This window comes from Marinifilum fragile (assembly GCF_963677365.1).
GTDB lineage: Bacteria > Bacteroidota > Bacteroidia > Bacteroidales > Marinifilaceae > Marinifilum > Marinifilum fragile.
Genome location: NZ_OY781962.1, coordinates 936048 through 948817 on the forward strand (window position 1 = coordinate 936048; position 12770 = coordinate 948817).

Consider the following 12770-nt stretch of genomic DNA (forward strand, 5'->3'; position numbering starts at 1 on the left):
CTTCTTTCATGCATGAAAATATTCTTTAAGCTTAATTATTGAATATTGGCATTAATTAGGCTGACTATATACTTTTACAGATTGACTTTATCAGCTTTATTGTTATTTTTGAGAATCTCTAGAAAAAATCTCATGATATATAAACTAATCAGAACAGGACTTGTATTGAGTCTTTTCATTCTCTCATTTGCTGTAAAAGCACAAATTTCACATGGTGGTAGCCCTTTGTTTAAAAATGGCGGTGCTAATTCCAACCTTAAGCTTGTCGAACTTCCTAAATTTAAATTATTATCGAAATCGGTAGTTGAGAATGATAATAATATTGGAGTTAGGCTCAAATATGCGCAATATGCATATTCTTATAATGTAGATTACAGCATAGATGAAGATGGTGTTTGGGAAGAACTAAGTGATGGAAGAAGAGTCTGGAGATTTTCCATTAAGTCGGAAGGTGCTTTCTCGTTAGGACTTATGCTTTCAAAGTTTAGGATACCACCAGGATCTAAATTGTTTGTTTACAACGCTCAATCCAACCGCATTTTGGGTGCATACACTCATAAGAATAATAAATTATCAGGAAGATTTGCAATTGAAGCCTTAAAAGGAGATCAGCTTACCATGGAGTATATAGAACCAGCGATAGTTGATTTTAATGCTGAAATTGAAATTGGATCAATCCTACATGATTATAAAAACATTTTTAATTTGCTAAAAGGGACTGAATCAACAACAAAAATGTTGGGAGACTCTGGTGGTTGTAATGTTGATATTAATTGTGAGGAAGGAGGTGCCTGGCAAGTAATGAAAAAATCGGTTTGTCACATTTCTTACGTTGTAAATGGCAGTGGGTATATTGCTTCGGGAGCATTAGTAAATAATACGAATCAAGATGGAACACCATATTTATTAACTGCCTATCATGTTATGCATGAACAAGAGGTTGCTGATGGTGCAATCTTTTATTTTAACTATGAGAATTCTGATTGTAATACTAATGATGGAATTAAGAGTCAGTCCATTTCGGGAGCAGTGTTAAAGGCAACAACTGAAAATATAGATTTTACACTACTGGAACTTTCAGATACTCCGCCTGTATCTTATACTCCATATTATGCGGGATGGGATAGATCAGGAAGAGTTCCGGCGAATACAGTATGTATTCATCATCCGAGTGGTGATGCAAAAAAGATTTCCATTGATAATGATGCTCCTGTTACTGCTACTTATTCGGATGCTCGTTACACTTTTGATGAGAATACAAGTTGGCAAATATTAGATTGGGAAGTTGGAACAACTGAGGGAGGTTCATCGGGATCGCCTCTTTTTGATGAGCAACATAGAATAATTGGTGATTTAACGGGAGGTGATGCTTTCTGTGGTAATTCTGTTAATGATTACTATTCAAAATTTTCAGAAAGTTGGGCAAACTATTCTAATATCAATGAACAATTAAAACATTGGTTGGACCCATTGAATTTGGGAGTGGAAACTTTGGACGGATATGATCCGTCTTTTAAGATTGATGTAACTAGTAGATGCGTTGGTAATGATTTTACGGTGGAAGCTATCGTTAATGAAGGAGCGGAAAATATGCTTTGGGATTTTGGTGATGATGCTACACCAACACAAGCTGTTGGATCTGGACCTCATAATGTATCCTACAGTTCTGTGGGGAATAAATCAATTCTGTTTAGCTATACCTCAAATGGTACGGATATTGAAATCAGTAGAGAAGTAAAAGTTATTGATATGACAAAACTTGTTTTTGATTATACAATACAAAAAAGACAGCTTAGCTTAATTAACCAATCAATAGATTTTGATTCTTTTACTTGGAATCTAGGAGATGGAAATACCTCAGATGAAGTTAGTCCAAGTCATGAATATCTTAATGTTGGAGAATATACAGTGAGTTTGACAGGTACAAACGATTGTGGAAGTACAAGTATCTCAAAACAGATTGAAATGAATTATGACAGGCTTTTGACCATTTATCCAAATCCATCTGTCGATAAATTTACAATTGATCTAAGTAAAATTTTATATAGCGAAATAAGTTGGAGTGTATATTCAAGTACTGGTATGGAAGTGAGAAATGGAATCATACCTAGTTTTAGTAATACTTTGGTATTTAACCTAAAAGGTCTTTCGGCTGGAGTCTATATTCTGAAGATGAATGTGGATGGTGAGATATTAAAGCGAAAATTACTTCTTGTGAAATAAACGATGAGTCATTCTGTTTGGGAATAACTCATCATTTATGGTGCGTAAAAAAAATATACTACTTTTCAATTTTTTCAAAAGAAGTTACAATTCCTCTGATCAATGATGAAGAGAAACCTTGATGCTCCATTTCGTTTAAACCAACAATGGTACAACCTTTAGGTGTTGTAACTTTATCTATTTCAGATTCAGGATGATTATTGTTTTCTTGTAACATTTTGGCTGCACCTTTTACTGTTTGAGAAACAATTTGATTTGCTGTGTTTGCGTCAAAACCAATCTGTATGCCTCCCTGAATCATTGCCCGAATGAATCGAAAAACAAAAGCAATCCCGCAAGCTCCCAGTATTGTTGCAGCTTCCATTAATTCTTCATTGATGATTAAACTTTCACCTATTGCATCAAATATAGATTTTACTTTTTGAGTATGTTCGGCGGATGAGTTCTTGCTACAAATGCAGGTAATTGATTCTCTAATATCGGCAGCAATGTTTGGCATAGCCCTAAAAACCGGAATTTTATGATCTAGCATTTCAGAAATTTCATGAGTACCTAAACCTGTAGCCAGCGAAATCAATATGTGTTTCCCTTCTTTTATTTCAGGTTTAATTTCACGAATGATTTTATCAACATTATAAGGTTTAACGGCTATTAAAATGATATTAGAGTTTTTAACGGCATATAGATTATCAGTTGTAATTTCAGCACCAGAAGGTTTTAAATCTTCTATAAATTTGAGTTTTCTTCTAGTTGCAATAACGTTTTCAGAATTAAAATCCTGATGTTCCAATAATCCTTTGGCTATTGATTTTCCAAGATTACCACATCCAATGATACAAATTTTTTGGTTTTTCATCTGTTATAATTTATTTTATATAATCAGGTAAAAGGTGTGAAAATACGCTTGATAATTAGATAAAAATACAATTTATTTAAAAAAGCCTTACTTAATTATCAATTAAATGATATGAGTTTTGGGCAAAAATTTTCATTCTTTCAAAAAATGTTATACTTTTGATAAATCGATTTAGTAAAACGGTTTAGTAAAAATAAATATCTTGAAAAAGAAATCTATAAAAGATATAGCTCAGGAGCTAGGTTATTCAAAAACAACGGTTTCTTTTGTTTTAAATAACAAAGGAGACGAAAAGAATATCAGCAAGAAAACACAAGAAAAAATACTTGCATATGTTCGCGAAGTAAATTATCAGCCCAACCAGATAGCTAAAAGTTTAAAAAAAGGTAAAACCAATACAATTGGCTATTTAGTACCTGATATATCCAACCCGTTTTATGCCAAAATTGGACGCCTGATTGAAGATTTACTGGCAGATAAAGGATATCATTTGATCATTGGAAGTACTGATGAAACTCAGGAAAAAGAAGATTTGCTGTTAAATATGTTTGTGAACCGACAGGTTGATGGACTTATTCTGGCTTCATCTTTCGAAAATTTAGGAATGCTAAATACATTAACCTCTCAACGTTTCCCAATGGTGTTTTTCGATAGGGAACATCCAGATTTTTTGGGAAACTATATTCTTGTTGAGAATAAAAAAGCGATGAAGAATGCAGTCCAAAAAGTGATTCACCAAGGAGCAGAAAAAATAGGATTACTTTCCATTACACCAAATGTTTATTCCTTAAAACTAAGGATTGATGGTTATCGTGAAGCTTTAAGCGATAATAATATACACATTGATGATCGTTTGATTAGAATTGTTGATAATAATAATCTAAAAGAAAGTACTAAAGCTCAATTACAGTATTTGATGGAAGAGCAAGTGGATGCTGTTGTATTCACCAATAACCAGATCACTGCTCAAGCAATTTGGGCAATGAATATATTTCACAAAGAGAAAATTGAGAATGTAAAGTTTGTGAGCTTTGATAATTTGGATTTGTTCGATTATTCCAAACCAATAGTTTGTTCTGTTGCTCAACCTATCGAAAAGATTGCCAACTATACCGTGGGTATTCTTGAAGAAGTGATGAATGAAAAAGAACGCATAAGCAAAAGAATTGTTTTAGAACCAAAATTAATAGAACGTTTATAATTAACTATTTATGAAAGAAAAGTCTTCAATTGCGAAAATCCTTCCTGTGATGTTTGGGTTTTTTATTATGGGATTTGTAGATGTTGTTGGTATTGCAACGAATTACGTAAAATCAGATTTTCAGTTAAGCGACACATTGGCGAATATTTTGCCGGTTATGGTATTTGCATGGTTCCTGGTATTTTCTGTACCAACGGGGCTACTTATGAATAAAATTGGTAGAAAAAATACGGTTTTATTAAGTATGGCAATTACTTTTCTTGCAATGCTTGTACCATTGATTTCGTACAACTTTACAGTTATACTGGTTGCTTTTGCATTTTTAGGTATTGGGAATACCATTATCCAAGTTGCGTTGAATCCTTTGTTAACCAATGTGGTGTCAGGAGAAAAATTGGCAAGTAGTTTAACTTTAGGTCAGTTTGTAAAAGCAATTGCTGCTTTTTTAGGACCTATTATTGCTGGGTTTGCGGCAGGAAGTCTTGGTAATTGGAAATTGATTTTTCCACTTTATGCAGGGATCACTTTGATTTCAACTTTATGGTTGTGGATGACTTCAATTGATAAGGAAGAACAGGAAGAGAAGAATGTGTCCGTGATTGGATGTTTTAGTCTGTTAAAAGACAAATACATTCTTGCCTTTTTTATTGGTATCCTTTTGGTGGTTGGTATTGATGTTGGTTTAAATGTAACCATTCCAAAATATTTAATGGAAAGATGTAGTATTCCTTTGGATCAAGCTGCTTTAGGAATTAGTCTTTATTTTGTTGCACGTACTGTGGGTACTTTCTTAGGAGCTATTATTCTGGCGAAATATGCACCGGGTAAAATTTTCATTTACAGTGTGATTCTTGGTATTCTTGGATTTGTTGGAATGTTGGTGGTTAGTAATCTTGTATTGCTTTCGGTATTTATTTTTATTGTTGGATTTGCTTGTGCTAACCTGTTCTCAATTATTTTCTCTTATGCTCTTAAGAGACAACCTGAAAGAGCAAACGAGGTTTCTGGTTTAATGATCATGGGTGTTTCAGGTGGAGCAATTGCTTTATTTTTAGGTGTTGTTTCCGATGCAGTTGGAAGTCAAATAGGTGGTGTAATTGTACTGTTGGTATGCTTACTTTACTTCTTGTATTTGGGTAATCTTTTTGCAAAATCAGATAAAAAATAAATTCTTAAAGAAGAATAGAATGAACATTTGGAGAGATGAGAGAGTTGTAATGACTCTTGATGCTGGAGGAACGAATTTTGTTTTCTCGGCGATGAAAAGTGGGGAAGAAGTAGTTGAGCCCATAAGAAAACCATCTAATGCAGACAATTTAGATTTGTGTTTGCAAAATATTGTTGACGGGTTTCAAGAAGTGTCCAATAAATTGAATGAGAAACCGGTTGCAATTAGTTTTGCTTTTCCTGGACCTGCGGATTATAAAAATGGTATTATTGGAGATTTACCTAATTTACCTGCATTTAGGGGAGGTGTTGCATTAGGGGCAATGCTACAGGAAAAATTTGACATTCCTGTATTTATTAATAATGATGGTGACTTATTTGCATATGGTGAAGCATTAGGTGGTGTCTTACCTGAAATTAATAGTAAGTTGGTACAGGCTGGAAGTCCAAAACGATATAAAAATCTGATAGGAGTTACTTTAGGAACTGGATTTGGTGGTGGTTTGGTCCACAACGATGAATTACTAATTGGGGATAACTCAATTGCTACTGAGGTTTGGTTAACAAGTAGTCGTATTTATCCAGAGCGTTTTGCTGAAGAGGGAATTAGCACAAGAGCTATACAAAGAGAGTTTCTTTCTCGTGCAAAAAGCGAATATCCTAAAGATTTAATGCCAAAAGATGTTTACGATGTGGCAATGGATCAGAGTAATCCAGATAGTGATGCAGCATTGGAATCATTTAAAATTTTTGGAAAATGTTTGGGCGATAGCTTAGCGAATTTATTGACAATCACAGATGGAATAGCTGTTATTGGAGGAGGTCTAACAGGCGCTCACGATTTATATATGCCAGCTGCATTGGAAGAAATGAATGGCAAATGTTATACTTCAAGTGGAGATGCATTACCAAGACTGGTTCAGAAAGTTTATAATATTGATAATGAGAGTGAATTTTCTGAGTTTGCAGCAGATCATTCAAGAGAAATAAAAATTCCTGGTACTGATAAAACGATAAAATACGATCCAAATCCACGTTTGGCTGTATGCTCTAGTAAACTAGGAGCAAGCAAAGCCATTGGAATTGGAGCTTATGCATTTGCATTGAAAAATTTGTAGTAGTAGTGTGATATCCGGATTGAGGAGCATTGTCAACTCTTTCCGGATTTTTCATACATTAGTATTGAAGATTAGTTAAAAGTAGCCTGACTCGTTATGTGTCAGGCTTTTTATTTGATTAATTGTCTTTCGATACAATATCCTTAAATGTAAATTGGTATTCCTCGTTGTAGAATTTCAGATATAGTTTCCTGTAGTGCTCAAATGTTTCAATTGCCAAACTGTGTTTTCCTTGCGATGCCAACAAATGACATTTTGTTTTTAGGGCAGTTTCATTCATTTGATCAAATTGAAATATTACGTTTGATATAGCAAGACTAATCGCTTTGTCAAGATTTTCATCTTTAAGAATTTCTTCCAAAGTACTAACTATTAATCCTGTATTAAAGTCCTTGAATGAATCTAACCACTCGGGGAAGATATCTTGTAGCATTGAACCTCGCTGAAGAATGATAATGATTTCAGCTAAATTTTCAATATTACCTTGTTCCCGTATTAATTTTATCGTATTTCGCACATATTCTAAATCGCAGAATATATTTTCAGGAAGAATTATTTTCCAATAATTATTATCAAAAACAACTTCTGTACCTGGTAAATCTTCAAGAATACTTCTCAGCTTTTTGATATTAACACCTCTGTTATTTTTTGCATTGCTTTCTGATTTGTCAGGCCATAAATATTCCTGAATTCTTTTGGAAGATATTCCTTTCCCTTCATTAATTGTATTTAAAAGTATCAATAGAAATAGTTCTTTCAGAGTTGGACTAAATCTATAAGTAATATCTTTCCCTCTATTATCAAAAACCTGAAAGCCTCCGAATAAAATAATGGCATTGTGTTTGGGTGCTTGATAATCAGATATTGGGTCTTCAAATATTTCGGTAGAAGTATAATTTGTTTTGAATTCATTCTTTTTACGATCCATTCTAACTTTCCTGAAAATAAATAATCCAAGAAGGATGATACAAATAACAAGAATTGAGTAAAAAATCTTAACCGAAAGAGGCAAGCCTACTCCGTTAATATCAAAATTGTCTTTATTTCCAGGTTCGTAACTTATGGTATAGATATTAACTTCATAGGTCATATCTTTTTTTCGGTGAGAGGTAACGGCAATAAGTTTATTCTCACTATTCCAGTAGTAAAGATCCGCAAAAGATTCAATATCAAGAAAATTATATGGGATACTATCTCCAATAAATGCAATGCCTGGCTCGTTGATAAAACCTTTAATGGCCCTTAAATAGGTATTTTGTTTTGTTGATGGAAACATTAAAGTGTAGAAACTACTATCTGTTTCAGTAACCTTCAGGCTGTTAATTGGCAGATACTGAAATTGTTCGTCACATTTGTAGTCCCATAAATATGTTATCTCTTGATTTTTAAAATCGATTTTATGCAAATCGTAATAAAATTCCTTTCCTAAGATTTGCTTGCCCATAGAATTTCCCAGACCGCCAAAAAGGTAGTAACAGTTTGGGTTTTTTCCAGACTGTCCTAACGAAGCAAGATACCTTGGTTTAATTGTATCTCCAGCAAACTGTAATTTATCCCAATTGTTAGTTTCAGGATTAAAAGATAGGATATCATTGAAATAAGAATAATACCCATATCCACATATAGTTGTAATATTTTTAGTTTGAGGGTGCAGCAATTTGTTATGATGCCACAGTTTTGGAGTGTCATGCTCTGTAGACTCAATCTTGTTGTTCCACGAGTTATTAACTGAATCATAAGTGGAAATCAAGTTATGGTTGAAACTGTATGTTGTTATATCTCCACTATTGTTATAAATAATTTGCTGAGCTTTTTCAAAACAAGGAAAACCATTTACCTTTTCATTTACTTTTGTTAGGCTTTTGCTTAATGGATCAAAGCTCTGTATTGTACCATTCATGAAAATGAAATTGATTTGTTCATTTTTCTTGTCGTACAACAACGAAGGCAATGAAGAAAAATTTAAACTTTGTATTTTTTTCCACTTGTTGTGATAATCAATTACCCAATCAGGATTGTAAACTTTAGCTGTTTTACTGGAAAGAATGTCTTTAACCAAGAAATTATCTGTTTTCTTGAATGGCCATAGATGTTTAGGTGCTCCATCTATTCTAATGCTTAAATCTTTTATCGAAATAGAAGGTACTTCATCAATAAAGAATCCGTATTTATTGATGACACCCAATGATAATGCAAAATCAGAATTCTGAGGAAAATTAAGATCTGATTGCAGTTTTTTGTCAGCAAATTGCAAATTAATTTTATTATTAATCGCATCTATATTTAGCTCAAAATCAACCCATCTGTTATTCTGTATTTCTTCTTCCTTCAGGTCTATATGAAATTTGGTTTCTCGCTTATTGTATATCACAAATAAGTCTGGCATTCGATAAGTAACCTGAATTAGATTTTTATTATGAGTTTCCTTAAGAGAAAGTATTTCACCATAATGAGTTTCAGATTCCCGAAAGGATAAATTAAAATGAATGGTAAAGTTATTGGTATAGGAAATATTGCCATTGTGTGTAATATCAATGCCAGTTCTATTTTCTTTGCTTACTTCATTAGATTTAAAATAAACTCCATGATCTGCGAACAAATCTGGAATAAATACTAACAGAAGAATTAAGAAATTAATTAATCGCATGATTAAAAAAGAGAGAGTTGGTTAATAATTAAATATCCTTTGTGAAAATCAAAGATATTCAAATCTTATTACAGAATAAAGAAAGATGCTATAAAAAACTTGTAGAAGGCGCAATTTATATGGTTGTTTAAGGAAATCCTGCCTCTTAAATTCACATCCAATGTTCATCCTCCAATTTAAATAATTATAAAAGCATTTCAATTCTTCAGATTTTCAAAAAATAAATCTGAGTTAATGAATCTAATCTGCTGAAAACTAACTTGTAGTGCGGTGGTTAATGTATTTGATTTAGTGATTAATTCAATATTAATCGTGAATTAATACGTTTGCGCTAATATTGGCTCCAGAAAAAATCACATGATTTTGTTTTCATTGTATAATTAATATTTACTAACTATGAAGAAATGCTATTTAAGTAATCTTCATTCCATCTTAACTAACCCATTAAGCTTTGGAAGGAAGATTAGCAGTTTAGCTTTGCTAGTTGCAGTTTTAGGTTCGCCTTTTGCCGCAAATGCAAACGTTAACAGTTTATTTGAAGACAATTCAACCGTAGCTGTGCAGAAAACTGTGACAGGTACAGTTATTGAAGAGTCTGGAATGTCACTACCTGGGGTGTCTGTTGTTGTAAAAGGTACAACAGTTGGAACTGTAACAGATGTTGATGGTAAATTTCAAATTGCTGTCGATGAATCAAGTGTATTGGTATTTAGTTTTGTTGGAATGACAACACAGGAAATTACAGTAGGTTCTCAATCTGTAATTGACGTTGTTATGGCAGCTGATGCTTTGCAGGTTGACGAAGTTGTAGTAACTGCTTTAGGTATTAAAAGAGAAAAGAAAGCTCTTGGTTATGCAGTACAGGATGTAAAGGCAGAAGAGTTAACACAAACAGGGAACTCTGATTTGTTGTCTTCTTTGCAGGGTAAGATTGCTGGGGTTCAAATTAACCAATCAGGAGCTGGTATAGGTGGAACTTCAAGAATTGATATTCGTGGATCTAGTTCATTAATCGGGAACGATGAGCCTCTGTGGGTTGTAGATGGTGTTCCTTTCGATAATGGAGGAGAACGCGATGGTTCAGTTTGGGGGGGGACATCACGTTCTGGTGGTGCTTTTGATTTAAACCCTGAAGACATTGAGTCGATTTCTGTTTTGAAAGGACCAAATGCTGCGGCTCTTTATGGAGAACGTGGTGGTAATGGTGTTGTATTGGTTACTACTAAAAAAGGTACCAGAGGTAAAGGATTAGGTGTTTCTTACTCAGGAAGCTTTACCATGTCTGAAGCTGCTTATATGTTAGATCTTCAGGATAAGTATGGGCAGGGATCAGAAGGAGAGTATAGTAAGAAAGCAACATCTTCATGGGGCCCAGAAATGACAGGCCAAATGTTGGAGTCCTGGACTGGAGAAACCATCCCATTTGAAGCACAAAGAGATCGGTTAAAAGATTTTACCAGAACAGGAACTAGTCAAAAGCACAATTTGGCATTTACTGGTGGAAATGATGAAGGAGCATATCGTGTTTCTTTAGGTAAGGACATCCTGAATGGTATCTATGAAGATCATAAAGTTGAAAAAATTACTTTTGATTTACGTGCTGACTACGATATTAACAACTGGTTAAATATTGATACAAAAGTGTCTTTCTTTAATACAAAAGGAAAAGAACGTCCAGAGGTGGGGAATTATAGCTATGTATCATACTTCAACACAATGCCAATGAATATTCGCAATCAGGATTTAGCCCCAGGTTATGATATTATTGGAGGTAAGCATGTTGAGAAACTATATGAAGATCCAAGTGCCAACCTAAGAAACCCATATTTCTTACAGGCGCAAACCACAAACTCAGATGAGAAAAACAGAACATTTGGTTATGTGGCGGCAAATGTGAAATTAACTTCCAATCTAAAAGCGAAGTTAAAGTATGGTATGGATTTTTATCAGTTAAGTACAAAAGAAGGATACTTATTTGCTGATAATATAAATTCTAATAGACCAGATTATAATCCTGCTCAATCGAATTTTAAGGAAGAGAATTATGAGTTCTTGTTAACCTATAACAAGGATCTGAACGACGATTTTTCGATTGGAATGAATGTGGGAGCTAATAACAGATACAGCAAACGCGAAACTTTATCTGCAACTTCTGGAAAACTAACTGCAGAAGGCGATAATTTCTTAACAGCAGGTTCAAATATCAATGCAAAGGAAGAGTTGGTAGAATCAGAAGTTCGCTCTATTTATGCATTTGGACAAATTGCTTATAAAAACGGAATATTCCTTGATTTAACCTACAGAAAAGACTGGTCATCTACTTTAACATCAAGAGACATTGATTTTAAAAATGATTATGCTTATCCATCTGTAAGTTTGAGTGGTATTGTGTCTGAATTTGTTGAATTGCCAGAATGGATTTCATTCGTGAAACTAAGAGGTGCTTGGGCAAAAGTTGGTAAGGCTACCGATCCTTATTTATCCAGCTTAACCTATTCTTTTGACAACTGGAATTATGACTTGACCATTGGTAATGTACCAAACCATACGGTAAATCCAACACTTGAGCCTGAATTATCAACTTCTATCGAGTTTGGTGGTGATTTCAGATTGTTCAATAACCGTTTAGGATTAGATTTCACGTACTATAATGAAAGATCTAAAAACCAAATTGGTTTTGTTGAAGGGATTCAATCAACTGGTGCTAAAGAAAATCTGACAAACATTGGTTTGATCGTGAACAAAGGTTATGAGGTAATGTTGACCACTGTACCAGTTAAAACAAATGATTTACGCATTGGTATCGATTTTAACTTTGCTAAAAATAAAGGTGTTCTTGAGGAATTGACAGATCTAGTTAATAGATACCCACACGGAATGGGCGTATATTCTTACGAAAATAGAAAAATGGGTGATATTATTGGATCACAATACGTAAGAAGCGAAGATGGCCAGATTATTATTGGTAATGACGGTTTGATGGTAAGAAATTCAGAAGATGATTTAGTTCTAGGTAACCTTCAGCCAGACTGGACTGGTTCCATTAACTTAAATGCTGAATACAAAGGATTGTATTTATCAGCTCTTGTATCAATACAACAAGGAGGTGATATTTTCTCTTCTTCTGAGCAGGGAGCTGTTTCAGCAGGTACAGCAGCAAGAACAGCAGCAAACGATCGTATGGCATTTTTTGTTGACGGTGTTACTGTTGATGGAACTCCAAACCACGTAATTGTTACAGCCGAAGAATACTGGAGACAATATGCAAGCATCGGCGAAGAATTTATTTATGATGCTTCTCACATGAAATTAAAAGAATTGGCCATTGGTTATAACTTTCCAAAGTCTATTCTTGCTAAGATTCCAAACAATCCTGTGAAATCAGCTCGTATTTCATTTGTAGGTAGAAACCTTTTCTACTTCTACAAGGATACTCCGGGAACAGCTCCTGATGCTAGTGCATACAGTACAAGTTATGCAGCACAGGCTTATGACTTCTCTCCGGTTCCTTCTACAAGAACTTACGGAGTTTCCCTAAATGTTGGATTTTAATTGAAA

Annotated in this window: 7 protein-coding genes; 5 read left to right on the forward strand and 2 right to left on the reverse strand. The window is 33.9% G+C overall.

The features are described 5' to 3' along the window. Positions 1 to 132 precede the first annotated feature (132 nt). Complete coding sequence (locus tag ACKPCA_RS03545) at positions 133 to 2223, forward strand: T9SS type A sorting domain-containing protein (RefSeq protein WP_321281438.1); 2091 nt, start codon at positions 133 to 135, stop codon at positions 2221 to 2223. 58 nt (positions 2224 to 2281) lie between these two features. On the opposite strand, the gene proC is transcribed toward ACKPCA_RS03545, so the two are convergent. Then, entirely contained in the window at positions 2282 to 3079 is a 798-nt protein-coding gene (gene proC / locus ACKPCA_RS03550) for a pyrroline-5-carboxylate reductase (RefSeq protein ID WP_054720024.1), read from the reverse strand. Between the two features lie 202 nt (positions 3080 to 3281). Here proC and ACKPCA_RS03555 point away from each other — a divergent pair, with 202 nt between their 5' ends. From ACKPCA_RS03555 to ACKPCA_RS03565, 3 genes are read left to right on the forward strand one after another with little or no spacing between them, the layout of a single operon-like run. Continuing rightward, entirely contained in the window at positions 3282 to 4280 is a 999-nt protein-coding gene (locus ACKPCA_RS03555; protein WP_321281440.1) for a LacI family DNA-binding transcriptional regulator, read from the forward strand. A gap of 10 nt (positions 4281 to 4290) precedes the next feature. After that, entirely contained in the window at positions 4291 to 5448 is a 1158-nt protein-coding gene (locus tag ACKPCA_RS03560) for an MFS transporter (protein WP_054720030.1), read from the forward strand. Between the two features lie 19 nt (positions 5449 to 5467). Then, positions 5468 to 6565: an ROK family protein gene (locus ACKPCA_RS03565; protein WP_321281441.1), complete on the forward strand. Its 1098-nt coding sequence runs from the start codon at positions 5468 to 5470 to the stop codon at positions 6563 to 6565. A gap of 118 nt (positions 6566 to 6683) precedes the next feature. Here ACKPCA_RS03565 and ACKPCA_RS03570 read toward each other — a convergent pair whose 3' ends face one another. Beyond that, positions 6684 to 9212, reverse strand: a complete 2529-nt coding sequence (locus ACKPCA_RS03570) for a hypothetical protein (RefSeq protein WP_321281442.1) — start codon at positions 9210 to 9212, stop codon at positions 6684 to 6686. A gap of 396 nt (positions 9213 to 9608) precedes the next feature. Between ACKPCA_RS03570 and ACKPCA_RS03575 the strand changes: the two genes are divergently transcribed. Then, a complete protein-coding gene (locus tag ACKPCA_RS03575) occupies positions 9609 to 12764 on the forward strand; it encodes a SusC/RagA family TonB-linked outer membrane protein (RefSeq protein ID WP_321281443.1) in 3156 nt (1051 codons plus the stop codon). The last annotated feature ends 6 nt before the right edge of the window (positions 12765 to 12770 follow it).

What these genes read in the sequence shown, in the direction of transcription:
- ACKPCA_RS03560 (WP_054720030.1), top strand. Translation starts at nt 4,291, where the DNA reads ATGAAAGAAAAGTCTTCAATTGCGAAAATCCTTCCTGTGATGTTTGGG.
- ACKPCA_RS03570 (WP_321281442.1), bottom strand. Translation starts at nt 9,212, where the DNA reads ATGCGATTAATTAATTTCTTAATTCTTCTGTTAGTATTTATTCCAGAT.
- ACKPCA_RS03575 (WP_321281443.1), top strand. Translation starts at nt 9,609, where the DNA reads ATGAAGAAATGCTATTTAAGTAATCTTCATTCCATCTTAACTAACCCA.
- ACKPCA_RS03545 (WP_321281438.1), top strand. Translation starts at nt 133, where the DNA reads ATGATATATAAACTAATCAGAACAGGACTTGTATTGAGTCTTTTCATT.
- ACKPCA_RS03565 (WP_321281441.1), top strand. Translation starts at nt 5,468, where the DNA reads ATGAACATTTGGAGAGATGAGAGAGTTGTAATGACTCTTGATGCTGGA.
- proC (WP_054720024.1), bottom strand. Translation starts at nt 3,079, where the DNA reads ATGAAAAACCAAAAAATTTGTATCATTGGATGTGGTAATCTTGGAAAA.